This is a genomic window from Streptomyces sp. NPDC045778 (assembly GCF_056431945.1).
In genome coordinates, this window is sequence record NZ_JBWKJZ010000031.1 from 1 (window position 1) to 25,227 (window position 25,227).

23 protein-coding genes are annotated in these 25,227 nt (G+C 71.3%); 9 read left to right on the plus strand and 14 right to left on the minus strand.

All coding sequences use genetic code 11. The features are described 5' to 3' along the window. The first annotated feature begins 130 nt into the window (after positions 1-130). A complete protein-coding gene (locus AC07GB_RS30940) occupies positions 131-820 on the plus strand; it encodes a uridine kinase family protein (RefSeq protein ID WP_478851203.1) in 690 nt (229 codons plus the stop codon). Between the two features lie 196 nt (positions 821-1,016). Here the strand turns inward: AC07GB_RS30940 and AC07GB_RS30945 are convergent, their stop codons facing one another. Then, complete coding sequence (locus AC07GB_RS30945; protein WP_478851205.1) at positions 1,017-1,799, minus strand: SigE family RNA polymerase sigma factor; 783 nt, start codon at positions 1,797-1,799, stop codon at positions 1,017-1,019. A gap of 211 nt (positions 1,800-2,010) precedes the next feature. Between AC07GB_RS30945 and afsQ1 the strand changes: the two genes are divergently transcribed. From afsQ1 to AC07GB_RS30970, 5 genes are all read left to right on the plus strand, one after another. Next, positions 2,011-2,688: a two-component system response regulator AfsQ1 gene (gene afsQ1 / locus AC07GB_RS30950; protein WP_030562528.1), complete on the plus strand. Its 678-nt coding sequence runs from the start codon at positions 2,011-2,013 to the stop codon at positions 2,686-2,688. Beyond that, positions 2,685-4,286, plus strand: coding sequence for an ATP-binding protein (locus AC07GB_RS30955; protein WP_478851207.1), 1,602 nt, complete (start codon positions 2,685-2,687; stop codon positions 4,284-4,286). The genes afsQ1 and AC07GB_RS30955 overlap by 4 nt, the downstream gene beginning before the upstream one ends. Continuing rightward, positions 4,283-4,888, plus strand: coding sequence for a hypothetical protein (locus AC07GB_RS30960; protein WP_478851209.1), 606 nt, complete (start codon positions 4,283-4,285; stop codon positions 4,886-4,888). Before AC07GB_RS30955 ends, AC07GB_RS30960 begins: the two co-directional genes overlap by 4 nt. An 80-nt stretch (positions 4,889-4,968) precedes the next feature. Then, positions 4,969-5,523, plus strand: a complete 555-nt coding sequence (locus tag AC07GB_RS30965; protein ID WP_478851211.1) for a VanZ family protein — start codon at positions 4,969-4,971, stop codon at positions 5,521-5,523. Positions 5,524-5,626: 103 nt separating this feature from the next. Next, complete coding sequence (locus AC07GB_RS30970; RefSeq protein ID WP_478851213.1) at positions 5,627-5,830, plus strand: PspC domain-containing protein; 204 nt, start codon at positions 5,627-5,629, stop codon at positions 5,828-5,830. Positions 5,831-5,901: 71 nt separating this feature from the next. Here AC07GB_RS30970 and AC07GB_RS30975 read toward each other — a convergent pair whose 3' ends face one another. Then, positions 5,902-6,396, minus strand: a complete 495-nt coding sequence (locus AC07GB_RS30975) for an ATP-binding protein (RefSeq protein WP_478851215.1) — start codon at positions 6,394-6,396, stop codon at positions 5,902-5,904. Between the two features lie 131 nt (positions 6,397-6,527). Then, entirely contained in the window at positions 6,528-7,721 is a 1,194-nt protein-coding gene (locus AC07GB_RS30980) for an adenosine deaminase (protein WP_478851217.1), read from the minus strand. A gap of 102 nt (positions 7,722-7,823) precedes the next feature. Here AC07GB_RS30980 and AC07GB_RS30985 point away from each other — a divergent pair, with 102 nt between their 5' ends. Further along, on the plus strand, positions 7,824-8,585 hold the full coding sequence (locus AC07GB_RS30985) for an alpha/beta hydrolase (RefSeq protein WP_478851219.1): 762 nt from the start codon (positions 7,824-7,826) through the stop codon (positions 8,583-8,585). A gap of 95 nt (positions 8,586-8,680) precedes the next feature. Here AC07GB_RS30985 and AC07GB_RS30990 read toward each other — a convergent pair whose 3' ends face one another. Together AC07GB_RS30990 and AC07GB_RS30995 are read right to left on the minus strand one after the other, a co-directional pair. Beyond that, a complete protein-coding gene (locus AC07GB_RS30990) occupies positions 8,681-10,372 on the minus strand; it encodes an FAD-binding oxidoreductase (protein ID WP_478851220.1) in 1,692 nt (563 codons plus the stop codon). A gap of 257 nt (positions 10,373-10,629) precedes the next feature. After that, positions 10,630-11,592, minus strand: a complete 963-nt coding sequence (locus AC07GB_RS30995) for a LysR family transcriptional regulator (RefSeq protein ID WP_478851222.1) — start codon at positions 11,590-11,592, stop codon at positions 10,630-10,632. A 63-nt stretch (positions 11,593-11,655) separates the two neighbouring features. Between AC07GB_RS30995 and AC07GB_RS31000 the strand changes: the two genes are divergently transcribed. Both AC07GB_RS31000 and AC07GB_RS31005 read left to right on the plus strand, forming a co-directional pair. Then, positions 11,656-12,951, plus strand: coding sequence for an MFS transporter (locus AC07GB_RS31000; protein WP_478851224.1), 1,296 nt, complete (start codon positions 11,656-11,658; stop codon positions 12,949-12,951). Positions 12,952-13,123: 172 nt separating this feature from the next. Continuing rightward, positions 13,124-14,107, plus strand: a complete 984-nt coding sequence (locus AC07GB_RS31005; RefSeq protein ID WP_478851226.1) for a sigma-70 family RNA polymerase sigma factor — start codon at positions 13,124-13,126, stop codon at positions 14,105-14,107. On the opposite strand, the gene AC07GB_RS31010 is transcribed toward AC07GB_RS31005, so the two are convergent. From AC07GB_RS31010 to AC07GB_RS31050, 9 genes are all read right to left on the minus strand, one after another. After that, on the minus strand, positions 14,018-14,407 hold the full coding sequence (locus tag AC07GB_RS31010; protein WP_478851228.1) for an STAS domain-containing protein: 390 nt from the start codon (positions 14,405-14,407) through the stop codon (positions 14,018-14,020). The genes AC07GB_RS31005 and AC07GB_RS31010 overlap by 90 nt on opposite strands. A 120-nt stretch (positions 14,408-14,527) precedes the next feature. After that, on the minus strand, positions 14,528-15,805 hold the full coding sequence (locus tag AC07GB_RS31015; RefSeq protein ID WP_478851230.1) for a thymidine phosphorylase: 1,278 nt from the start codon (positions 15,803-15,805) through the stop codon (positions 14,528-14,530). Between the two features lie 98 nt (positions 15,806-15,903). Continuing rightward, on the minus strand, positions 15,904-16,296 hold the full coding sequence (locus AC07GB_RS31020) for a cytidine deaminase (RefSeq protein WP_478851232.1): 393 nt from the start codon (positions 16,294-16,296) through the stop codon (positions 15,904-15,906). Beyond that, positions 16,293-17,555 (minus strand): ABC transporter permease, encoded by a 1,263-nt coding sequence (locus tag AC07GB_RS31025; RefSeq protein ID WP_478851234.1) that lies wholly within the window; start codon positions 17,553-17,555, stop codon positions 16,293-16,295. The genes AC07GB_RS31020 and AC07GB_RS31025 overlap by 4 nt, the downstream gene beginning before the upstream one ends. Continuing rightward, positions 17,552-18,676 carry an ABC transporter permease gene (locus AC07GB_RS31030; RefSeq protein ID WP_478851236.1) on the minus strand — a complete coding sequence of 375 codons (1,125 nt, stop codon included), beginning with the start codon at positions 18,674-18,676 and terminating at the stop codon, positions 17,552-17,554. Before AC07GB_RS31030 ends, AC07GB_RS31025 begins: the two co-directional genes overlap by 4 nt. Continuing rightward, positions 18,673-20,313, minus strand: coding sequence for an ABC transporter ATP-binding protein (locus AC07GB_RS31035; protein ID WP_478851391.1), 1,641 nt, complete (start codon positions 20,311-20,313; stop codon positions 18,673-18,675). The genes AC07GB_RS31030 and AC07GB_RS31035 overlap by 4 nt, the downstream gene beginning before the upstream one ends. A gap of 202 nt (positions 20,314-20,515) precedes the next feature. After that, positions 20,516-21,571 carry a BMP family lipoprotein gene (locus tag AC07GB_RS31040; RefSeq protein ID WP_478851238.1) on the minus strand — a complete coding sequence of 352 codons (1,056 nt, stop codon included), beginning with the start codon at positions 21,569-21,571 and terminating at the stop codon, positions 20,516-20,518. Positions 21,572-22,004: 433 nt separating this feature from the next. Further along, positions 22,005-23,105, minus strand: coding sequence for a BMP family lipoprotein (locus AC07GB_RS31045; protein WP_478851240.1), 1,101 nt, complete (start codon positions 23,103-23,105; stop codon positions 22,005-22,007). Positions 23,106-23,683: 578 nt separating this feature from the next. Then, a complete protein-coding gene (locus tag AC07GB_RS31050) occupies positions 23,684-24,934 on the minus strand; it encodes an amidohydrolase (RefSeq protein ID WP_478851393.1) in 1,251 nt (416 codons plus the stop codon). Between the last annotated feature and the right edge of the window lie 293 nt (positions 24,935-25,227).

Consider the following 25,227-nt stretch of genomic DNA (forward strand, 5'->3'; position numbering starts at 1 on the left):
GGGACCAGCCCCCCCCCCCCCTTTTTTTTTTTTTTTTTTTTTTTTTTTTTGTTTTCCCCCCCCCCCCCCCCCCCCCCCCACAAACCCCACCAGGACCGAGCGGCATCCAGCAGGGTCAAGTACGACGCAAATGTCCGACTGGTCGGCAAAACCGCAGGTGAGAAGGTTCATAGAATTGGGTTCCCATCCTCCGATACCTACGCGCGTCGTCCTGCTCACCGGCCCGTCAGGCTCCGGTAAGTCGTCGTTCGCCACCCGCAGCGGCCTGCCCGTCCTGTGCCTCGACGACTTCTACAAGGAGGGCACCGACCCCTCGCTGCCGCTCGTCGAGGGCAGCACGGACATCGATTGGGACTCGCCCCGGTCCTGGGACGCGGACGTCGCGGTCGCCGCGATCGAGGAGCTGTGCCGCACGGGCCGTACCCGCGTGCCGGTGTACGACATCGCGACGAGCGCGCGCGTCGGCGAGGAGGCGCTCGACATCGAGCGCACGCCGCTGTTCATCGCCGAGGGCATCTTCGCCGCGGACATCGTGGACCGCTGCCGGGACCTCGGCGTCCTCGCGGACGCGATCTGTCTGCGCGGCCGGCCGTCGACGACGTTCCGGCGCCGGCTCCTCCGCGATCTGCGCGAGGGCCGCAAGTCCGTGCCGTTCCTGCTGCGCCGCGGCTGGCGCCTGATGCGCGCCGAACGTGCCATCGTGGCCCGCCAGACCGCGCTCGGCGCCCACGCCTGCGGCAAGGAGGAGGCGCTGGGCCGCGTGGCCGCCGCCGCCGCTGGGCGGCATGTCAAGGCGAAGAAGACCGCGACCATCAATTGAGCAACCCCCGCGGCGAGCAATTTGGTCCGCGAGAGCGGCGTCGGCTCAGGCGCAAAAAGCGCGGGACCGGAAAGACCCCCCGGCCTTCCGGTCCCGCAGTGTTTCCCCCGTGGATCCCCCGTGATCCCCGCTCCGCCGCTTCCCCCCTAGGAGCGGCGGCCCCCCGTGCTCTCCCCCGATTCCCCCCTGCAATCCTTCAGGCGACCAACTCGCCGAAGGACTCCTCCTGGTCACGGCCGAAGCTGAGGACCTCGTCCTCGCGCAGCCGGCGCAGGGAGCGCCAGATGCTGGACTTCACCGTGCCGACACTGATGTCGAGGATGTCCGCGATCTCCGGGTCCGTGCGGCCCTCGTAGTAGCGCAGGACCAGCATGGTGCGCTGAAGCTCGGGGAGCCGGGCGAGCGCCTGCCACAGGACGGCGCGCAGCTCGGTGCCGCGCATCGCGTCCGTGTCGCCGACGGTCTCCGGCAGTTCCTCGGTCGGGTACTCGTTGAGCTTGCGGCGGCGCCAGGCACTGATGTGCAGGTTCGTCATGGTGCGCCGCAGATAACCGCCGACGGCGGCCTTGTCGCTGATCCTGTCCCAGGCGCGGTACGTCGAGAACAAGGCGCTCTGCAACAGGTCCTCGGCCTCGAAGCGGTCACCGGTCAGGTGGTAGGCGGTGGCGTACAGGGAGGCGCGGCGCTCCTGGACGTAAGCGGTGAATTCGACTTCCGACCGGGACGCCTGCTCCCCCGATTCCTCCCTGTACGCGGCTCCCCCGTGGGCTCCGCCGTCGGCGGCGCCCTTGAGCGCGTCAACCACCGTCATGTAGGCCTGGCGGCCCGGCTTCGCAGCTCCGGTGTGCTGACGCCCGGTGCCGCGAGCGCACCCCCGCCCGCTCACGGCACCGGACTTCTCGTGCTTCTCAGAACTCCGCCCCAGGTCGTGCAGACGCGTGACAACTGCGCTCGAGCTGGTGCTGTGCAGCGTGTTCATCTCGCGCCCCCCGTCGTGGAGTCTGGGATTTCCGTGTGCCAAAACTCTGCCGGAGCGACTTCATGGCGGTGTCCCCCGACTGTCACAGGCCTGTCACAGGGGTCCACCTGGCCCTGTTCAAGATCAGCTGCGGCGTTCGCTCGTGTGGGTGCGGTGTGAGACGCCCGCCAACAGTCGAACTGGGCCCGCGCCATGGGACAGAATGACGTTCGTGCCTTCCCTGTTGCTGATCGAGGACGACGACGCCATCCGGACGGCCCTGGAGCTCTCACTGACGCGCCAGGGCCACCGGGTGGCCACTGCTGCCACCGGCGAGGACGGCCTGAAGCTCCTGAGCGAGCAGCGGCCGGACCTGATCGTGCTGGACGTGATGCTGCCCGGCATCGACGGCTTCGAGGTGTGCCGTCGCATCCGGCGCACCGACCAGCTGCCGATCATCCTGCTTACCGCGCGCAGCGACGACATCGACGTGGTCGTGGGTCTTGAGTCGGGCGCCGATGACTACGTGGTCAAGCCCGTGCAGGGGCGCGTGCTCGACGCCCGGATCCGGGCGGTGCTCCGCCGCGGCGAGCGCGAGGCGAACGACGCGGCGACGTTCGGTTCCCTCGTGATCGACCGCGCGGCGATGACGGTGACGAAGAACGGCGAGGACCTCCAGCTGACGCCCACCGAGCTGCGCCTGCTCCTGGAGCTGAGCCGCCGCCCCGGCCAGGCCCTCTCCCGCCAGCAGCTCCTGCGCCTGGTGTGGGAGCACGACTACCTGGGCGACTCCCGGCTCGTGGACGCCTGCGTGCAGCGGCTGCGCGCCAAGGTCGAGGACGTGCCGTCCTCGCCGACGCTGATCCGTACGGTGCGGGGCGTGGGCTACCGGCTGGACACGCCTCAGTGACTCCACCGCACGACAAGCTCCGCGGTCTGCCCGCGGCCCGCAAGGCGATCTGGTCCGGCCTGCGCTTCACGAGTCTGCGCCTGCGGCTCGTCGTCGTCTTCGCCCTGGTGGCCCTGACGGCGGCGGTGTCCGCGTCCGGCATCGCGTACTGGCTGAACCGCGAGGCCGTCCTGACCCGGGCACAGGACGCCGCCCTGAAGGACTTCCGGCAGCAGATGCAGACCCGCGCGGGCGCGCTGCCGCCGAACCCGACGCAGGACGCGCTCCAGGCCGCGGCCGGGCAGATGGCCAAGAGCAGCCAGCGCTACAGCGTGCTTCTGGTCGGCAAGAACGACCGGGGCGAGATGGTCTACGGCTACTCCGACCTGGACGCGTTCACGCTCGCCAAGGTGCCGAAGGCCCTGCGCGACGCCGTCAAGAGGGAGCAGCGGCTCACCGACGGCAACAAGAGCCCGTACCACCTGTACTGGCAGCGGACCGTCGAGCACGGCACCCCGTACCTCGTCGGCGGCACGAAGATCGTCGGGGGCGGGCCGACCGGCTACATGCTCAAGTCCCTCGAACCGGAGGCGAAGGACCTCAGCTCGCTCGGCTGGTCCCTCGCGATCGCCACGGCGCTCGCGCTCGTCGGCTCCGCGCTGCTCGCGCAGGCGGCCGCGACGACCGTCCTGAAGCCGGTGCACCGCCTCGGCGTCGCCGCGCGCCGCCTGGGCGAGGGCAAGCTGGACACGCGGCTCAGGGTCTCGGGCACGGACGAACTCGCGGATCTGTCGCGTACGTTCAACCGCACGGCGGAGAACCTGGAGAAGAAGGTCGCGGACATGAGCGCCCGCGACGAGGCGAGCCGGCGGTTCGTGGCGGACATGTCGCACGAGCTGCGTACGCCGCTGACCGCGATCACGGCGGTGACGGAGGTCCTGGAGGAGGAGCTGGACGCCGAGACGGGCAGCGTCGATCCCATGATCGAGCCCGCGGTCCGGCTCGTGGTCAGCGAGACCCGGCGCCTGAACGACCTGGTGGAGAACCTGATGGAGGTGACCCGCTTCGACGCGGGCACCGCGCGGCTGGTCCTCGACGACGTCGACATCGCCGACCAGATCACGGCGTGCATCGACGCCCGCGCCTGGCTGGACGCCGTGGACCTGGACGCCGAGCGCGGCACCATGGCCCGCCTGGACCCGCGCCGCCTGGACGTGATCCTGGCGAATCTCATCGGCAACGCGCTCAAGCACGGCGGCTCCCCGGTGAAGGTGTCGGTGCGCCTCGACGGCGACAGCCTGGTCATCTCCGTGAAGGACGGCGGCCCGGGCATCCCCGAGGACGTGCTGCCGCACGTCTTCGACCGCTTCTACAAGGCCAGCGCGTCCCGGCCGCGCTCGGAGGGCAGCGGCCTCGGCCTGTCCATCGCCCTTGAGAACGCGCACATCCACGGCGGCGAGATCACGGCCGCGAACTCGCCCGCGGGGGGCGCGGTGTTCACGCTGCGCCTGCCGCGCGACGCCTCGCCGCTGACGGCGGAGCCGGAGCCGGAGCGGGCGGCGCAGGACGGGGCCGGGCAGGCCGCGGACCGCTGCGAGGAAGGCAAGGAAGAGACATGACCAGGCGACGGCTGCGCGCCGCGCTCGCCACCGCCGCGCTCGCCACCGTGCTCACCGGCTGCGGCATCCGCTCCACCGAGGTGCCCACCGACTTCGGCGCCGCGCCCTCGCGGGTGCCGTGCGGCGCGGCGGCCTCCGGGATCTCGGCACGGGACGAGGCGACCGGCGTGCCCGTGCAGATCTTCCTGCTCTGCGCGGGCCGGCTCGTCGCCGTCGACCGTACGGTGCGCATCCCGACGGACCGGACGGGCACGGACCGCGCGCGCATCGCGCAGGCCCTCCTGAACGAGCTGTCCACTCCGCCCTCCGAGGACGAGCGGCAGGCCGGGTACGCGACGGAGCTGCGCCGGGGCATCACGGTCACCGGCCCGCGGCCCGCGGACCCGAACGAGTCCCTGCGGCTCAGCAGGCAGCCCCAGGAGCTGCCGACGGCCGCGCTCGCGCAGCTGGTGTGCACGTACGCCGACAGCGCCGCGTCCGACGGCGGCTCCGTCATCCTGGGCGGCCCCGCGGGCACGCAGCTGCGGCGCTACGAATGCACGCCGGAGGCCCGTGACCGGCCCGGCACGGTGCCGCCGCCGTCGCGTCCGCTGGAGTCCTGAGCGGCCTTCGTACGGGCCCGATGTGCCGTGCGCCCGCCCGTTATTACTCGCGCGGAACCGATCCCGCCGCCCGGCGCGTCTTGGGGAGCGTGCGTCAAGGCTCGGGCGGGCGCTGTGCCGCCATTCGCTTGCGCGCGGCGGGAGGGGTCCTCCTCGTCGCGCATCTCCTGGTCGTCGCGTGGATCACGCTGCGGCCACTGGACGTGCCCTGGGTGAGCGCGGCGAATCTGGAGCCGCTGGCCGGTATCAGAGCGGACCTGGAGCGCGGCCCCGAACAGGCGGCGCGGCAGATCGGCGGCGCGCTGCTGCTGCTGGCGCCGCTGGGGGTGCTGCTGCCGCTGGTGGGTGGCCGGCTCGTCGTGTCGCCGCTGGCCTCGCTCGCCCGGACGGTCGCGGTGGGCGCCCTGCTCTCGCTCGGCATCGAGCTGTTGCAGACCGGTGTGCCGGGGCAGGTCGTGGACGTGGACTCGCTGCTGCTGAACACCGTGGGCGTGGCGCTCGCCCACCTCGCCGTGGTGCCCGCGGCCCGGGCCCGGCTGCGCCGGCGCTCCGCGCGGCCCCGGGCGCGCCGGGCGCGCGAGGAGGCCCCTCAGGGGGCGACCCCGAAGATTCCCAGGGTCGGGATCGCTCCGTAGCCCGATGCCGCGCCCGGTCCGCCGCCCCTACGGTGGAGTCATCGAGGCCACGGAGAGCCGGGGCCCGAGCGACGACCCGACCACGGTCCCTGAAGGAGCCACCATGACCGCCCTTGCCCGCCCCACCGACGGCCGCATGATCGGCGGAGTGTGCGCTGCCCTCGCCCGCCGCTTCGGAATGTCGGCGACGACGATGCGCGTGATCTTCGTCCTGTCCTGTCTGCTGCCCGGCCCCCAGTTCCTGCTGTACATCGCCCTGTGGATCCTGCTGCCGAAGGAGGGCAGCAAGGCCAAGACGGCCTGGTGATCCCCCGCGCCCGCGCACGACGACGGGGCGCACCCCCGGAGGTGCGCCCCGTCAGTCGTGTACGGCGGCCGTCAGAGCGGCAGGCCCAGGCCCTGCGTCGGCAGTCCCTGGGTCTGCATCTCGCCGGTGGGCAGTCCGCCGAGGAGCCCGCCCACGGCGTCGCCGGACTTGCCCTTGTCGTCGGAGCCGTCGGACTTCGGCGCGGCCTTGCGCGGCGTGGCGGCCTTGCCGCCGTCCTCGCCCTCGTCGTCACCGGGCTCGGTGGCGGCGCTCGCGGCGCTCTCCAGGGTCTTCGTGGAGAGGCTGGCGAGGAGGGGGTCCACGGCGGTCTCGGTGGTGCCGAGGCCGGTGGCGAGAGCGGTCTGCCCGGCGGCGAGGGACTCGGGCGCGCCGGCGGGCAGCGTGCTCGCGGCCTGGTCGAGCGGCAGCGTCGAGGTGACGGTCTCCAGGGCGGCGGAGGGGTTGGGGACGGCGGCCGCGTCCGCGTGCGCGGCGCCCGCGCCGACGGCGGCGAAGGCGGCACCGAGCGCGGCGACACCGAGGGTCTTGACGGCAGACTGCTTCATGTTCAATGCGTCCTTGCTACGGGGGCGTTGAGCGGTCCTCGACGTTAAACACCCTCAAGCTGGGGCCGCAAACAGCCGAAAGCGGCCGGGAGTGGGTAATCCCGGCCGCTTCGTTGACGTACAAAATCCGCTTAGCTGTCGACGGATCCGCTGGTGGAAGCGGTCTGACGGAACAGCCATTCGGACTTCAGCTCCGCATAGCCGGGCTTGATGACGTCATTGATCATCGCGAGGCGTTCGTCGAAAGGAATGAACGCCGACTTCATGGCATTGACGGTGAACCACTGCATGTCGTCGAGCGTGTAGCCGAAGGTGCCGACCAGGTGCTCGAACTCGCGGCTCATGCTGGTGCCGGACATCAGGCGGTTGTCGGTGTTGACGGTCGCCCGGAAGTGCAGCCTGCGCAGCAGCCCGATCGGGTGCTCGGCGTACGAGCTGGCGGCGCCGGTCTGGAGGTTCGAGCTGGGGCACAGCTCCAGCGGGATGCGCTTGTCGCGCACGTACGAGGCGAGGCGGCCGAGCTGCACGGTGCCGTCGTCGGCGACCTTGATGTCGTCGATGATGCGGACGCCGTGGCCGAGGCGGTCGGCGCCGCACCACTGGAGGGCCTGCCAGATGGAGGGCAGGCCGAAGGCCTCACCGGCGTGGATGGTGAAGTGGTTGTTCTCGCGCTTCAGGTATTCGAAGGCGTCGAGGTGGCGGGTGGGAGGGAAGCCCGCCTCCGCGCCCGCGATGTCGAAGCCGGCCACGCCCGAGTCGCGGTAGCGGTTGGCGAGTTCGGCGATCTCCAGGGCGCGGGCCGCGTGCCGCATGGCGGTGAGCAGGGCGCCCACGCGGATGCGGTGGCCGTTCGCCCGGGCGCGGCGCTCGCCCTCGCGGAAGCCCTCGTTGACGGCCTCGACGACCTCTTCGAGGGTGAGCCCGGCCTCCAGGTGCTGCTCGGGGGCGTAGCGCACCTCGGCGTAGACGACGCCGTCCTCGGCCAGGTCCTCGGCGCACTCGGCGGCGACGCGCTTGAGGGCGTCCTTGGTCTGCATGACGGCGCAGGTGTGCGCGAACGTCTCCAGGTACCGCTCGAGGGAGCCGGAGTCGGCGGCCTCGCGGAACCAGACGCCGAGCTTGTCGGGGTCGGTCTCGGGGAGGCCCTCGTAGCCGCTCTCGCGGGCGAGGTCGACGATGGTGCCGGGGCGCAGGCCGCCGTCGAGGTGGTCGTGGAGCAGGACCTTGGGGGCGCGGCGGATCTGCTCGGAGTCCGGGACTCCCGGGGCGGTGCCACGGCCCGTGTGACCGCTTCCTTCAGTGATCTTCCTGATCTGGCTCGTCATTTCCGCACTCTAACGCCTACGCGCGTAGATCTCACTGGTCGATACGTAACAGTGACCAGGCGGACGGGTGGCATCCACACGGACTTCTGACACTGTTCTGCCATGGCTCAGCAAGAGACATCGCGACCGGAGCGTACGGCCGGGCTCGGTCGGGTGATCGGCCGGCGCCCCTCGACGGTGACCGCGGTGGTGCTGCTCCTGCCGGGCGGCCACGCGGCGTCGGCCCGCAAGCCGTCGTTCCTGGCCGCGTCGGCCGTGCGGCCTCTGGGGCGGCGGCTCGCTCGCGCCGGGCGCGGCGACGGGCTCGCGGCGCACGTCGTGCACTACCGCGTGAGCGGGTGGAACGGCGCCGAGGCGCAGCTCGCCCGGGACGCCGAGTGGGCGGCCGACGAGGTGGTGCGCCGCTACGGCGACGTGCCCGTGTGCCTCGCCGGGGTCGACATGGGCGGCCGCGCGGCGCTGCGCACGGCCGGTCACAGCGCCGTGCAGTCCGTGCTCGCGCTCGCCCCGTGGCTGCCGGAGGACGACGTGGCGGCGCCGCCCGAACCGGTGAAGCAGCTGGCGGGGCGGCAGGTGCTGATCGTGCACGGCACGAACGACGAGCGGACCGACCCCGAGCTGTCGTTCCGGCTCGCGGAGCGGGCGAAGAAGGCGAACCGGGACGTGTGCCGGTTCGAGGTCCACTCGGACGGGCACCGGCTCGGCCAGCACCGGAGTGAGGTGCTGGCGCTCGCCTCCAACTTCGTCCAGGGGTCGTTGTACGGGTACCCGTACGCCCGGCCCCTTGAGGACGCGCTCGCGGCTCCGCCGCCCATCGGGTTACGGATGCCTCTCGCCTCCGGCTTCGGGGCGTCGCGGGGCTGAGCCGTTCCTTGTCGGCTGCGGATGCTCTGTGGCTGGCCGCGCAGTTCCCCGCGCCCCTTCGGGGCGCTCCCTTGGAGGCGCGGGGAATTGCGGCCTTACGGCAGGCGGACCGACTGGGCGTGGCGGAAGATGTCCTTCGGGTCCCAGGCCGCCTTCGCCTTCTGGAGGCGGGCGTAGTTGTCCTTGTAGTACAGGCTGTTCCACGCGGTCGACGAGGTGTTCCAGGCGGAGTCGCCGAGGTCCTTGTCGGGGTAGTTGACGTAGCAGCCGTCGTTGATGTCGCCGGGCACCGGGACGCCGCCGGTCTCCGCGTACACGTCCTTGTAGAACTCGCGGATCCAGGCCACGTGCTTGGCCTCGTCGGCCGGGTTCGTCCAGTAGGTCTGGTACTGGAGCTTGAGGACCGAGTCGCGCTGCGGCACGGCGGTGTCGCCGGGCTTGACGGCGTTGATGCGGCCGCCGTACGAGTCGATCTGGACCAGCGCGTCACCGTTGCTGTAGTCGGTGCGCGTCAGGTGCTTGTACATCGCCTTGATCTGCGTGGTGGAGAAGCCCTTGCGGGCGTACGCCGACTTGTACTTGCCGTACAGCGTGGGGTTGCCGCCGCTGAGGTAGTCGGTGGCGATGTACCAGGGCAGCGTGCGCGGCTTGGCGAACTGCGGCATGGCCGCGTGCTCGCCCGCGCGCTGGGTCATGGCCCGGCGGGTGGCGCCCACGCCGGCGAAGACCGCGGCCAGGTAGTCGTCCAGGAGGGCCTGGGCGTCGGGGACCGTGGCGTCCATCTGCGTGAGCAGGGCGATCTCGGAGTTGGCGCCGGCCTTCTGGTTCAGCTTCAGGAGGCCGAAGAGCGAGTTGTACTTGGAGTCGGGCGCGCTGTTCTGCTCGTGCCAGGTGCCCCAGTTCTGGAGCAGGCGGGTGAAGGACGCCTCGGTCAGGTCCGCCCACTTGACGGCGGTGGCGTGCACGAAGACCTCGGACGGGGGCTTCGGCAGGAGCTTGGAGGGGTCCGTGCCGGTGGCGCCGGGTGAGCGCAGCCAGTAGCGGGTGATCAGGCCGAAGTTGCCGCCGCCACCTCCGGTGTGGGCCCACCAGAGGTCCTTGAGATTGGCGTCGGTGGAGTCGCGGGTGGCGACGACGGCCTTGGCGGTGCCGTTCTTGTCCACCGTGACGACCTCGACGCCGTAGAGGTGGTCGACGGTCAGGCCGTGCAGGCGGGAGAGCAGGCCGTAGCCACCGCCGGATATGTGGCCGCCCGCGCCGACGGAGGCACAGGAGCCGGCCGGGATCGAGACGCCGTACAGCTTGTAGAGCGTCTCGTAGATCTGGAGGTTGGAGGCGCCGCCCTCGACGGCGAAGGCGTTCTTGGCGCTGTCGTAGTAGACCTGGGACATCCCCGACATGTCGATGACGACCTGGACGTCCTTGTTGAAGACGAAGTCCTCGTAGCAGTGGCCGCCGCTGCGGACGGTCAGCCGCTTGCCGGCGGTGACGGCGTCCTGCACGGCGCGCACGGCCTGGGCGGTGGTGGTGACCAGGCGGACGTAGTCGGGCTTGGCGACCCAGCGCTGGTTGGTGCCGCGGATCAGGTCGGGGAAGCGCGGGTCGCTGGGGCCGACGGTGATGTAGTCGGGCGTCGCGGCGGCGGCCTCCGCCGCCGTGGCGGTGGCCGCGCGCGGCGCGGCCTGGGCGGTCGCGGGCAGGGCCGAGCTGACGGCCGCCCCGCCGGCGACGGCGGCGGCACCGGTCAGGAGGGATCTACGACCCAGGGATCTGTCGTTCTTTGCCATGTATGCCTCGCTTGTCTCACGCCTGGCCACACTCCCCCAACGGGCATGGCCGCAAAGGAAGTTGAAGACCCATCGAACGATGATCGATCAAAGCCTAGACCAGTGTGACTGGTGTGAAGCAATACCTGGATCGATAAAACTGTCCGAACTGCCAGTGAAACCACGTTTGGTTGCAGCATGTGCAACTCGTCCTACTGGCAAGTCCTATCCATATCCTGGCGATCGGGGAATTCCGCCCGGCGCGTACGCGCGCCCCGTCACCTGGGGAGCAGTTGGCCCCTCCTGCTGAGCAGGAACCGCTTGAACGCCGCCACCGGCGCGGTGTCGGGGTGCCCGTCCAGCCACGCCACGCCGATCTCGCGGACCGCCCGCTGCCCGGTGACGCTCAGCTCCACCACCCCCGGCCTGGCCACGGCGGGCGGCGGGAGCAGCGCCACGCCGAGCCCGGCGGCCACCAGGCCCCGCAGGGTCTCCGCCTCCTCCCCCTCGAAGGCGATCCGGGGCTTGAACCCGGCATCGGCGCACAGCGCGTCGGTGATCCGCCTGAGGCCGTACCCCGGCTCCAGGGTCACGAAGGCCTCGTCGGCGGCCTCCGCGAGGCGCACCCGCTTGCGCCCGGCGAGCCGGTGGTCGTCGGGGACCACGAGCCGCAGGCGCTGTTCGTCCAGGCGGCGGGCGACCAGGTCGGGGGCGTCGGGCACCGGCGAGGTCAGGCACAGGTCCAGCTCCCCGGCGCGCAGCCGCTCGATCATGGCCTCGCCGTAGTTCTGGACGAGGCTGAACCGCACGCGCGGGTGGTCGGCCCGGAAGGCCCGGATGAGCCCGGGCACCGTCTCCGAGCCCATGGTGTGCAGGAAGCCGAACGCGACCTTGCCCGAGGCCGGGTCCGCGTCGGCGCGCACGGACTCGGCGGCCCTGCCGACCTCGGCGAGCGCCCGCTCGACCGAGCCGAGGAAGGTGCGGCCCGCGGGGGTCAGCGACACCGTGCGCCCGTGGCGCGCGAACAGGTCGACGCCGAGGTCCCGTTCGAGCCGCACGAGCGCGCGCGACAGCGTGGACTGCGGGACCTGGAGTTCCTGCGCGGCGCGCGTGACGTGCTCGGTGCGGGCGACCCCGGCGAAGTACGCGAGACGAGGGGCGAGCAGCCGCACGATGTGATCTGTGTCCTCTGTGTCACTGTTCTGCGACAGTCGAGCCTGTGAGCTGTGCTGATGCTGCATGGGATGGATTATGGCCGGTTCATGCATTGGACGCATGAACCGCCACGGTCCTACGTTCGTGACATGCCTCCTGCCAGTAGCGGGGCGTCCGCCACCCACGCGGTCGCCCTCACCCCGTCGTCCCCCGCTCCCGACTCCACCACCGCGCGCGACTCCCGCATGGCACCCGGAGGCCCTGGTTACCGCCGCATGAGCTTCGCGCTCTTCCTCGCGGGCGTCGCCACTTTCGCCCTGCTGTACTCCACGCAGGCGCTTCTCCCCCTGATCTCGGCCGACTTGGGCGTGAGCGCGTCCACCGCGAGCTGGACGGTGTCCGCCGCGACCGGCGCGCTCGCCCTGTTCGTCCTGCCGCTGAGCGCCCTGTCGGAGCGGTACGGCCGCCGCACCCTGATGACGGCCTCGCTGGCCGTCGCCGTCGTGGTCGGCCTGCTCGTGCCGCTCGCCCCTTCGGTGGGCGCGCTGATCGCGCTGCGCGCGGTGCAGGGCGCGGCGCTCGCCGGTCTGCCCGCCTCCGCGATGGCCTACCTCGCCGAGGAGGTGCGGCCCAAGGCCCTGGTCGCCGCGATCGGCATGTTCGTGGCGGGCAACTCCATCGGCGGCATGAGCGGCCGCATCGTCACCGGCTGGGTCGCGCAGGCCTGGGGCTGGCGCTGGGCGCTCGCCGTGGTCGGCGCCGTCGCGGTCCTGTGCGCGCTCGCCTTCCGGGCGCTGCTGCCCGCGCCGCGCCACTTCACGCCGGGCACGCTCAGCCCGAAGGCCCTGGGGCGCACGGTGCGTTCGCATCTGTCGAACCCGCTGCTGTGCCGTCTGTACGCGATCGGCGCGCTGTTCATGACGGTGTTCGGCGCGGTCTACACGGTGATCGGCTACCGCCTCACCGAGGCGCCGTTCTCGCTGCCGCAGGGCGTCATCGGCTCGATCTTCCTCGTCTACCTCGTCGGTACGGTCTCGTCGGCGGCGGCCGGGAAGCTGGTCGCGCGGCTCGGCCGGCGCGGCGCGCTGTACCTGGCCGCGAGCACGACGGCCGCGGGCCTGCTGCTCTCCCTCGCCTCCAACCTCCTCCTCGTGCTGCTCGGCCTCGTCCTGATCACGGCGGGCTTCTTCGCGGGCCACGCCGTGGCGTCCTCGTCGGTGAGCCGCACGGCCACGCGGGGCCGGGCGCAGGCGTCCGCGCTCTACCAGTCCGCGTACTACGTGGGCAGCAGCGCGGGCGGCACGCTCGGCGCGATCGCCTTCCACTCCGGCGGCTGGGCCGGGACCGTGGCGCTCGGCGTGCTCGCGGTGGTCGGCGTCGTGGGGATCACGCTGTTCGGGACGCGGGCGGCGCGGCGTGTGGCACCGGTGGCGCGCGCCTGCTGACGACGCCGGGGGCGGGGCGCGGGCGGGTGCCGAAAGGCGTGCGCCCATAGCGCGGACAACCCCGTGATCTGCCGTTTTCGCCGCTCCGGAGGCCGTTGTCAGTGGGCTGCGGTAGCTTCCGATGTGCTGGGGCGTCCGCGCCGGCGAGGCAGAGGCACAGGGGTGGGTTGGGATGAGCCGGACCGTTGGAGCGACCACCGAGCTGGACGCGAGCCTGGAGAAGCACCGCGTCGAGCTGACGGGGTACTGCTATCGCATGCTGGGCTCGGCCTTCGAGGCCGAGGACGCCGTGCAGGACACGATGGTCCGCGCCTGGCGCAGCTATGAGAAGTTCGAGGGCCGCTCGAGCCTGCGCTCCTGGCTGTACCGCATCGCGACGAACGTCTGCCTGGACATGCTGAACGCGGGCAACCGCCGCGCCCGCCCCATGGACCTGACCGCGTCCACACCGCTGGCCCAGGCCGCCCTCACCCCCCGCGCGGACAACGTCTGGCTGGAGCCGATACCGGACGCCCGCGTGCTGCCCGCCGTCAGCGGCCCCGAGGAGGCCGCCGTCGCCAAGGAGTCCGTGCGGCTCGCCTTCATCGCCGCCCTCCAGCAACTGCCCGCCAAGCAGCGGGCGGTGCTCATCCTGCGCGAGGTGCTCGCCTGGAAGGCCGGCGAGGTCGCCGAGCTGCTCGGCACGACGGTCGCCTCGGTGAACAGCGCGTTGCAGCGGGCCCGCGCCACCCTCGCCGAGCGCCCCGCCGACGACACCGCGACCTCCGACCCGCTGGACGAGGAGCAGCAGAGGCTCCTCGACCGCTATGTGAAGGCCTTCGAGGGCTATGACATGGCGGCGCTCACCGCCCTGCTGCACGAGGACGCCGTCATGACGATGCCGCCGTTCGACCTGTGGCTGCGCGGGCCGCAGGACATCACCGGCTTCATGTCGACGATGGGCGCGGCGTGCGCGAACTCCCGGCTGATCCCGGTGGAGGCGAACGGCACCCCCGCGTTCGCGCAGTACAAGCCCGACCCGGAGAACGGCGGGTTCATGCCCTGGGCGATCCAGGTCATCGAGCTGTCAGCGGGCCGGGTCGCCGGATTCCACTGCTTCCTCGACACCGAGCGGTGGTTCCCGCTGTTCGGGGTGCCCCTCCACCTCGACGCATAGCTCCGCGAGGCCGACGAGGCGCAGCAGCGCCCACAGGGCCGGGGTGGGACCGCGCAGGCGCAGCCCCACGCCCGCCCTGCGGGCGGCGAGCCGCAGCCTGGCCACGGCCTCGACGGTGGCCAGGTCCGCGGTGGTGACGCCGCGCAGGTCGCACACCACTTCGGTGTGCCCGTCCCCCGCGCGCTGGTGCAACTCGGCGCACAGCGCCGGAACGTCGTCCTGGCGGACGGGGCCGGTGATGACGATGAGGTTCGCAGAGGTTGCCACGTAGGAGGGACCGGCGGGGTGGGGCGAACTCATCGGTGCGCTTCTCTCCCCCACCCCGCCCCTTCCCGAAACCGGGGCTCCGCCCCGGACCCCGTATCGGCGCTCCGCGCCTCAGCGCGACAAGGGGGCGGGCCCGGGGCGCCCCGCGAGGGGTCAGCCCACGCGTTCCAGGACGATCGGCTTCGCCGTGAACGCCGTGCCCTCGGGGGCGATGTCGTACGCGCCCTCCAGGGACTTCAGCGCGTACGCGAAGCGCTCGGGGGTGTCCGTGTGGAGGGTGAGCAGGGGCTGGCCCGCGGTCACCGTGGTGCCCGGCTTGGCGTGGAGTTCGACGCCGGCCCCGGCCTGCACCGGGTCCTCCTTGCGGGCCCGGCCCGCGCCGAGGCGCCAGGCCGCGACGCCGACGTCGTACGCGTCGAGGCGGGTCAGGACGCCGGAGGACGGCGCGGTCACGACATGGGTCTCGCGCGCCACCGGCAACTGCGCGTCGGGGTCGCCGCCCTGCGCGGCGATCATGCGGCGCCAGACGTCCATGGCGGAGCCGTCGGCGAGGGCCTTCGCCGGGTCGGCGTCCGGCAGGCCCGCCGCGTCGAGCATCTCACGGGCGAGCGCGAGGGTCAGCTCCACGACGTCGGCCGGGCCGCCGCCCGCCAGGACCTCGACGGACTCGCGGACTTCGAGCGCGTTGCCCGCCGTGAGGCCGAGGGGCGTGGACATGTCCGTCAGGAGCGCGACCGTGCGCACGCCGTGGTCGGTGCCCAGGCCGACCATCGTGGAGGCCAGTTCACGCGCGTCCTCGATCGTCTTCATGAACGCGCCGGTGCCGACCTTCACGTCCAGGACGAGCGAGCCCGTCCCCTCCGCGATCTTCTTCGACATGATGGAGGAGGCGATCAGCGGGATCGCCTCGACCGTGCCCGTCACGTCGCGGAGCGCGTACAGCTTCTTGTCGGCGGGGGCAAGCCCGTCGCCCGCCGCGCAGATCACCGAGCCGACGCCGTCGAGGACGTTCAGCATCTCCTCGTTGGAGAGCAGGGCGCGCCAGCCGGGGATCGCCTCCAGCTTGTCCAGGGTGCCGCCGGTGTGGCCGAGGCCGCGCCCGGACAGCTGCGGCACGGCCGCGCCGCACGCGGCGACCAGCGGGGCGAGCGGCAGCGTGATCTTGTCGCCGACGCCGCCGGTGGAGTGCTTGTCGGCGGTGGGGCGCGACAGCGAGGAGAAGTCCATGCGCTCGCCGGAGGCGATCATCGCCGCCGTCCAGCGGGCGATCTCGGCGCGGTTCATGCCGTTGAGCAGGATGGCCATGGCCAGGGCCGACATCTGCTCGTCGGCGACGGCACCGCGCGTGTACGCGTCGATGACCCAGTCGATCTGCTCGTCGCTCAGCTCGCCCCGGTCCCGCTTCGTACGGATGACGGAGATGACGTCCATGGCATTCCTTCCGGCAGTGACAGTCGTGCGTAGACGGGACTCTACGCGCATAGAGAAAGGAGTTGAGGAAAGGCCCCCGCCGACGGCGGGGGCCTTGCTCAGTTCAGGTTCTCGGGTCCGAAGGCGTCCGGCAGCATCTCGCCGAGGGTGCGGATGCCCGACGCCGTCTCCAGCAGCAGCCCAGGGCCGCCGAACTCGTACAGGAGCTGGCGGCAGCGGCCGCACGGCATGAGGATGTCGCCCTTGCCGTCCACGCACGTGAAGTGGGTCAGACGGCCGCCGCCGGTGAGCTGGAGCTGCGAGACCAGGCCGCACTCGGCGCACAGGCCGAGGCCGTACGAGGCGTTCTCCACGTTGCAGCCGGTGACCGTGCGGCCGTCGTCGGCCAGGGCCGCCGCGCCGACGGGGAAGCCCGAGTAGGGCGCGTACGCGCGGGACATGGCCTCCCGCGCGGCGTCCCGCAGGGCCTCCCAGTCGGCAGCGGTGGTCACTTCCCTTGTCCCTTCCGGTACGGCAGGCCGTTCGCCTTCGGCATCCGCAGGCGCTGGGCCGAGAGCGACAGGACCAGCAGCGTCACGACGTACGGCGTGGCCGTCACGACCTGGTTCGGCACCTCGTCGGTGAGGCCGTACCAGGCGAACATCAGCGCCGAGATCACCGCGGTGATCGCCGCGGGGACGTAGCGCTTGCGCCACACCAGGTAGATCGCACCGATGACCAGAAGGATGGCGATCAGCAGGAGCAGCGCGTGGACATTCGTGCCGCCGCCCCGCAGCTTCAGGCTGTCGGTGTAACCGAACAGGCCCGCGCCGATGGCCAGTCCGCCCGGCATCCAGTTGCCGAAGATCATCGCGGCGAGGCCGATGTAGCCGCGGCCGCCGGTCTGGCCCTCCAGATAGATGTTGGAGGCCACCAGGGACAGGAAGGCGCCGCCGAGCCCGGCGAGGCCGCCGGAGATCATGACCGCCAGGTACTTGTACTTGTAGACGTTGACGCCGAGGGACTCCGCGGCGACCGGGTTCTCACCGCAGGAGCGCAGGCGCAGGCCGAACGCGGTCCGCCACAGGATGAACCAGCTCAGCGGCACCATCGCGACGGCGATGAGCGTCAGCGGCGAGACGTCGGTGAGCAGCCCGCCGAGCAGGCCCGCGAGGTCGGAGACCAGGAACCAGTGCTTCTGGTTGAGGTCCACCAGCCAGTCCGACAGGCCCGGCACGGAGAACTTGCCGAGCGAGTCCACGCCCGGCGACTGCTTGGAGGTGCCGCCGTCCGTGCCCTCGAAGGCGTACGTCGACAGGTAGCGGGTGGTGCCGAGGGCGAGGATGTTGATCGCCACGCCGGACACGATGTGGTTGACGTTGAACGTGACCGTGACGATCGCGTGCAGCAGGCCGCCGATCGCCCCGCCGAGGACGCCGAAGACGATGCCGACCCACGGGCCCCACTGGTAACCCGCCCAGGCGCCGAACCAGGTGCCGAGGATCAGCATGCCTTCGAGGCCGATGTTGACCACGCCCGCGCGCTCGGCCCACAGGCCGCCGAGGCCCGCGAGTCCGATCGGCACGGCCAGGCGCAGGGCGCCGGACATCTGCCCGGTGGAGGTGATGCCGTGGGCGTCCGTGACCATCCGCACGACCGAGGTCAGGACGAGCACGCCCGCGATGATGAGCAGCAGGACGGGGAGCGAGATGCGGCGGCGGCCAGGCGCTGCCTTCGCGGGCGCGGCCTTGGTGACGGTGGCGGTGCTCATCGCGCGGCCACCTCCTTCACGGAGTCGTTGGAGCGTGCCGCGCGAGCGGCCGCGGCGAGTTCCTCACCGACGCGCTGCTGCTGGCGGCGCAGCCCCCAGCGGCGCACGGCCTCGTACGAGACCACGACGGCGATCACGATCAGGCCCTGCATGATGACCGCGATCTCCTTGTCGTACCCCTTGTAGTCAAGCGCCGGGGACGCCTTGTCGAGGAACGCGATGAGCAGTGCGGCGAAGGCGATGCCGACCGGGTTGTTGCGGCCGAGCAGCGCGATGGTGATGCCGGTGAAGCCGAGTCCGGTGGGGAAGCTCAGGCTGTAGGTGTGCACGTCGCCGAGGAGGATCGGCATGCCCGCGAGGCCCGCGACCGCGCCGGAGATCAGCATGGCGGTGAGCATCATGCGCTTGGCGTTGACGCCGGACGCGGCGGCGGCCGACTCGGAGGCGCCGGTAGCGCGCAGGTCGAAGCCGAAGCGGGTGCGGTTGAGGACGAGCCAGTACAGGACGCCCGCGAGGACGGCGACGACCACGAAGCCGTAGATCTCGCCGGAGGAGCCCATGTCGATGCCGGGGAACCAGCCGGAGGAGTGCATGACGCCGGTGGTCTGGTTGTTGCCGACCGGGACGCCGAAGTTCTCCTCGAGCGTGAGGTAGCCGATGACGCTCGTCGCGATCGCGTTGAGCATGATCGTCGCGACGACCTCGCTGACGCCCCGCGTGGTCTTCAGGACACCCGCGATGCCCGCCCAGAAGGCGCCGGTGAGCATCGCCACCAGGATCAGGAGCGGGATCTGGAGTCCGGAGGGCAGCGACACGTGCGCGCCGACGACCGCGGTGACCATCGCGGCGAGGCGGTACTGGCCGTCCACGCCGATGTTGAACAGGTTCATGCGGAAGCCGACGGCCACCGCGAGCGCGGCCAGGTAGTACATCCCGGCCTGGTTGATGATCAGGACCTGGATGTCCGAGTAGGTGCCCTGCTCGAACATCAGGCTGTACGGCTCGATCGGGCTCTTGCCAGAGGCGACCAGCACGACCGAGGTCAGCACCATGGCCGCGACGAGCGCGATGACCGGGCCCGCGAGGGCGAGGAGCACGCGCTCCTTGTCGAACTTCTTCATCGGGCCTCGTCCTCCGGACCGGCGTCTTCCGTTACGTCCGCCGCCGGCGCGGCGTCCGTGGTGTTCTCGGGCTCCTCCACGTGCTCCAGGTGGCCGGAGGCCGCGCCGGTCATGGCCGAGCCCAGCTCCTCCGGCGTGACCGAGGCCGGGTCGGCGTCCGCGACGAGCCGCCCGCGGTAGATCACCCGGAGCGTGTCGGACAGGCCGATCAGCTCGTCCAGGTCGGCGGAGATGAGGAGCACGGCGAGGCCTTCGCGGCGGGCCTCGCGGATCTGGTCCCAGATCTGCGCCTGCGCGCCGACGTCCACGCCGCGCGTGGGGTGCGCGGCGATGAGGAAGCGCGGCTTGTGGCTCATCTCGCGGCCGACGATCAGCTTCTGCTGGTTGCCGCCGGACAGCGAGGCCGCGGTGACGTCGATGCCGGGCGTACGGACGTCGTACTCCTCGACGATGCGACGGGTGTCGGCCCTGGCGCCCTTGGGGTCGAGCCAGAAGCCCCCGCGACCGCGCGTGTTGGGCCGCTCGGTGACGTGGCCGAGGATGCGGTTCTCCCACAGCGGGGACTCCAGGAGGAGCCCGTGGCGGTGGCGGTCCTCGGGGATGTAGCCGACGCCCTCCTCGCGGCGCTTGCGCGTCGCCCAGGCGGTGATGTCCTCGCCCGCGAGCCGCACGGCTCCGGAGTCGGCGTGCTTGAGGCCGATGAGGGCGTCGATCAGCTCGGTCTGGCCGTTGCCCTCGACCCCGGCGATGCCGAGGACCTCGCCCTCGTGGATGGTGAAGGAGATGTCGTCGAGCAGCGCCCGGTCGGAGCCGTCGGCGAGCAGCTTGAGCCCGTCGACCTCCAGCATCGGCCGGTCGGTGACCGTCGACTCGGCGGTCTCCGGCGTCGGCAGCTCGCTGCCCACCATCAGCTCGGCGAGCTGGCGCGGGGTGGTCTCGGACGGGATCGCGGTACCCACCGTCGTACCGCGCCGGATGACGGTGATGTCGTCCGCCACGGAGAGCACCTCGCCCAGCTTGTGCGAGATGAAGATGACGGACAGGCCCTCGGACTTCAGCTCGCGCAGGTTGTCGAAGAGCGCGTCGACCTCCTGCGGCACGAGCACGGCGGTCGGCTCGTCGAGGATCAGCGTGGTGGCGCCCCGGTAGAGGACCTTGAGGATCTCCACGCGCTGCCGGTCGGCGACGCCGAGGTCCTCGACGTAGGTGTCCGGGCGTACGCCGAGGCCGTAGCGCTCGGAGATCTCCAGGACCTTGCGGCGGGCCCCGGCACCGATGCCGTACAGCTTCTCGCTGCCGAGGACGATGTTCTCCAGGACGGTGAGCTGGTCGGCGAGCATGAAGTGCTGGTGCACCATGCCGATGCCGCGCGCGATGGCGTCGGCCGGGCTGCCGAAGGCGACCTGCTCGCCGTCGACGGCGATGGTGCCCTCGTCCGGCTTCTGCATGCCGTAGAGGATCTTCATCAGGGTCGACTTGCCGGCGCCGTTCTCGCCGACGAGGGCGTGGACGGTGCCCTTGCGGACGCTGAGGTGGATGTCGTGGTTGGCGACGACGCCGGGGAACCGCTTGGTGATGCCGGACAGCTCCACCGCGCACGTGGGAGCGGTGGGCGGAGGGGTGGTGGACGCGTCGATGGCGCACTCTCCTCGGGGACTTAAAGGAAAGGGGCCTGCGCCGCGCACGCGGTGTGCCCCTGCTTCACGCCTCAGACGGCACCGCGCCCCGCCGACGGCGGTACGTTTCCCGGTGGTTGAGGCCTGGCCGCGCGAACGGGGCGCGGGCGGACGCTCGGTCCATGGTGCCCACACCCCGTTCCGCGGCCGTGACGCCGCTCGGTCAGAGCTTCGTGTTGACCTTGATCTTGCCGCTGGTGATGCCCTGCTCGGCCTTCTTCAGCTCGGCCTGGAGGTCCTTCATCTTCATGAACTCCGGGTTGGAGTCGGCGAGTCCGACACCGCCGGACTTCAGGTCGGCGCGGACGACGCCGCCCTCGGCCTTGTCATCCTGAACCGACTTCACCAGGTTGTACACCGCGCCGGCGACGTCCTTGGTGGCCGACGTCAGGATGTACTTCTTGTACTTGTCGAGGGCCTTCTGCTTGTACTGGTCGGAGTCGACGCCGATCGCCCAGACCTTCTTGGCGGCGGCGGCCTCGATGACGCCCTGGCCGGAGAGGCCCGCGGCGTGGTAGACCACGTCGGCGCCGCCCTCGATCTGGCCGCTGGCCGCCTCCTTGCCCTTGTCCGGGCTGGAGAAGCCGCCGTCCTCGGCCTTCTCGGTGAGGAACTGGCGCTTGACCTTGACCGACTTGTCGGTGGCCTGGACGCCCTGGACGAAGCCCGCCTCGAACTTGCGGATCAGCGGGTTGTCCACGCCGCCGATGAAGCCGACGGTCTTGGACTTGGTGGCCTTGGCGGCGGCGACGCCCGCCAGGTAGGAGGACTGCTCCTCGTTGAAGACCAGGTCGGCGACGTTCTTGGCGTTGATGGTGGCGTCGTCGACGATGCCGAAGGTGACGTCCGGGTTCTTGGCCGCGACCTCCTTGATGGCCGGCGCGTACGCGTAGCCGACGCCGATGACCGGGTTGTAGCCCTGCTTGGCCAGCTCGGTGAGGCGCTGGATCTTGTCGGCGTCGGACTCGCCGTCGGTGGGCTCCACGGCCTTCTTGCCGACCTTGAAGTCCGCGGCGGCCTTGTCCATGCCCGCCGTGGCGGCGTCGTTGAAGGACTGGTCGCCGGCGCCGCCGACGTCGTAGGCGATGGCGACGCCCTTCTTCTTGCCGCCGTCCTCGCTCTTGGCGGCGTCGCTGGAGGTGCCGCCACAGGCGGAGACGGTGACGGCGAAGGCAGCGGTCGCGGCGGACGCGAGCGCGAGTCGGGACACCCGGCGCATAGGGACGAACTCCTTTGGACAACGACCTGACGTATACGCGGGTACGACCGCCACGCGTGCGGGGGTGCGCTGCTGCGCGTGCACACGCTGCGGAAACGTACGGAGGCGTACGCGAGGACGTACGTGAGGCGCGCCTCACCCGGCGCGATTTCGCCGCAGCGTAACGCGCGTAGACCTGACATAAGAACCCTTCTGTCCGGTCCGTTATCGACCTGTGGCCACCGGGCGTCGGGCGGGTGACACCTGGGCGACAGCGCGGATGCGCCGGGGCGCAACGGGTTATACGTACGACGTGCCTACGGGGGTTATACGTACGACGTGAACCTGCACACGCGGCTGGTCCCAGCGCCCCGAAGGAGCGCGGGGAACTGCGCGACCAGCCACCCACAGCCCGCAGAGGGGACACCCACTTCCGGCCACGTACTCAAGGGGCTCAGGGACGGGTCCTGACCTTCACCTTGCCGCTGACGATGTCCCTCTTCGCCTGCTCGACCGCGGCGACGACGTCCTTCATCCGCCGGTACGCCGGGTTGGAGTCGGAGAACCCGACCCGGCCCGACTTGAGGTCGTACCGCTGCGTGCCGGTCAGCGGCTTGCCGCGGACGACCGATTTCGTCAGGTCGTACACCGCCCCGCCCACGTCCTTGAGGGCCGAACCGAGGACATACTTCTTGTACTTGGCGAGGGCCTTCTGCCGGTACTGGTCGGAGTCGACGCCGATCGCCCACTTCTTCTGCGACCCGGCCTCCTGGATCACGCCCTGGCCGGAGAGCCCGGCCGCGTGGTAGAGCACGTCGGCGCCCGCTTCGAGCTGGCCGCTCGCGGCGTCCTGGCCCTTGTCGGGGCTGGCGAACCCGCCCTCCTCCGGCTTCTCGGTCAGATACCGCCGCTCGATTTTGATCTTCGGGTCCACCGATTTCACGCCTTGCACGAAACCGGCTTCGAATTTGTGAATGATCGGAATGTCGACGCCGCCGATGAATCCGACGTGGTCGGCCTTGGTCGTCTTCGCGGCGGCGACTCCCGCGAGATAGGAGCCCTGTTCCTCGTGGAAGACGAGATCGGCGACGTTGCCGGCCTTGACGGTGTTGTCGTCGACGATCCCGAAGGTGGTGTCCGGGAACTTCTTCGCGACCTCCTGGATGGCGGGCGCGTAGATGAAGCCGACGCCGATCACCGGGTCGTAGCCCTGGCGGGCGAGCTGTTCGATGCGCTGGGTCTTGTCGGCGCTGGACTCGCCGTCGCCAGGCTCCATGTCGACGCCGCCGATCTTGAAGTCCTTGCGGGCCCGCGCGTAGCCGCTGTGGGCCGCGTCGTTGAAGGACTGGTCGCCCTGCCCGCCGATGTCGTACGCGAGTCCGATGCCCTTGCCCTGGTACGCGCCGCTCTTCTTGTCACCGCCGTCGTCGTCCTTGGCGGCGTCGCTGCTGGTCTCCCCGCACGCGGTGGCCACGAGGGCGAGGGCGGCGACCGTCACGGCCGCGCGGGAAATAGTTGCTCGACGGGTGGTGCGAAACTGACGACGTCGACGCATAGGACGTACCCCTTACGTTCCGAACGTTCCCCGACGCACCTGGAACGGCGCGGATTTCGGCGCACACTAACGCGCGTAGAAAGGGAGGGGTACGGTTTCGGCGGGGGCCGTTATCGATTCGTGGCGGGATGGCCGCGGGGGTTGTGGCGGGACGGCCGCAGGGGTTGTGGCGGGACGGCCGCGGAGTTCACGGCGGGACGGCCGCAGGGGTCCGGGACGGCCGCAGAGGTCGTGGCGGGTCGCCAGCAGAGTGGGCGGCGGAATGGCCGCAGGGGTCGTGGCAGAACGGCCGCGGAGTTCGGGGCGGGACGGCCGTAGGGGTCGTGGCAGGACGCCCGCGGAGTTCGCGGCGGGACGGCCGCAGAGTGGACGGCAGAACGCCCGCAGTAGTCGTAGCGGGACGGCCGCAGTAGTCGTGGCGGGACGGCCGCAGAGTGGATCCCGGGTGCGGGCCGTGGCGCCTTGTGGGTGCCGACGGCGACGCTTCGCGGGATCCCGGCCGGATGCTTCTGGCGGTGCGGCCGTGGTGCGTACGGAACTTCCTGGGGGCGCGCGGGACTCCTGGGGGCGCGCGGCCCTCAGGCCGTGCGCTCGGCGGCGTCGAGGATCGCCGCCGCGGTGAACAGCTCCACGCCCACGGTGATGGCGTGCTCGTCGGCGTCGAAGTCGCCCTGGTGCAGGTCGCGTACGCCGCGCTCGCCGGGCGTACGGACGCCGAGTCGCGCCATGGCTCCTGGCACATGCTCCAGGTACCAGGAGAAGTCCTCGCCGCCGAGGCTCTGCTCGGTGTCCTCGACCGCCTCGGAGCCGCGCCGCGCGGCCATCGAGTCGCGCAACAGGTCCGTGACGACCGGGTCGTTGACGACCGGCGGCACTCCGCGCACGTAGTTGATCGAGGACTTGGCGCGGTGCAGGTCGGCGACCTCCTGGACGGCGGCGTGGACGATGTCGGGGGCCTGCCGCCACGCGTTCAGATCGAGGCAGCGGATGGTCCCCGACAGTTCGGCGTGCTGCGGGATCACGTTGCACGCGTGGCCCGCGTCGATGCGGCCCCAGGTCACGGAGACGCCCGAGCGGGCGTCCATGCGCCGGCCGACCAGGGCCGGGACCTCGCTGACGACCTTCGCGGCGGCCGTGACGAGGTCGGTCGTCAGATGCGGCCGGGCGGTGTGGCCGCCGGGCCCGCCCAGGGCGACCTCGATGCGGTCGCAGGCGGAGGTGATCGGGCCCTGGCGCAGGCCGATGCGGCCCGCGTCGACGCGGGGGTCGCAGTGGACGGCGATGATACGGCCGACGCCGTCGAGCGCGCCGCAGGCGACGGCGTCCGTGGCGCCGCCGGGGAGCACCTCCTCGGCGGGCTGGAAGATCAGCCGCACCGGGTGCGGAAGGCGGCCCGCGCGGGCCAGCTCGGCGAGGACGAGGCCGGCGCCGAGCACGACGGTGGTGTGGACGTCGTGCCCGCAGGCGTGGGCGCGGTCCGGGACGGTGGAGCGGTACGTGGCGCTGGTCTTGGTGTCCGGGATGGGCAGGGCGTCGATGTCCGCGCGCAGCGCGAGCACGGGGCGTCCCGCGAGGTCCGGGGTGCCCCCGACGTCGCAGACGAGCCCGGTCCCGACGGGGAGCACGCGGGGGGCGAGCCCCGCTTTCTCCAGGCGCGCCTTGATCGCCGCGGTCGTGCGGAACTCCTGATTGCCTAGCTCCGGATGCATGTGCAAGTCACGCCGGAAGGCGATGAGTTCGGCGCGCAGCGCTTCTGGCAGCGCGCCGGGCAGATTTCCGGGCGGCGCGGACTCGGCTCCTTCGGGCGCGTCCGTGGACGCGCGGGACATCAATTGGTTCACCCTGTGAAGGGTAAGGCGCTGCACCCGTCAACTAAGCCTCGATCAACAAAAGTTCAGCCAGATTGAGGTAAGTTCACTGGCCGCGAGCGCATGCGCGGCTGGTACGGGGGGTAGGAAGGTAGGTTACCTTCCGCACACGCAGAGAGATCACCGCAGGTCAGGGGGCTCCACCTTTGGGGTGGGCCGTCATCCTCAGGTCGGATACGACGGACTTCACCGCGTTTGGGCGATCCTGCGAGTGTCGGGGTGGCGGTCGAACGTGCGGGCGGGCGGGAGGGAGG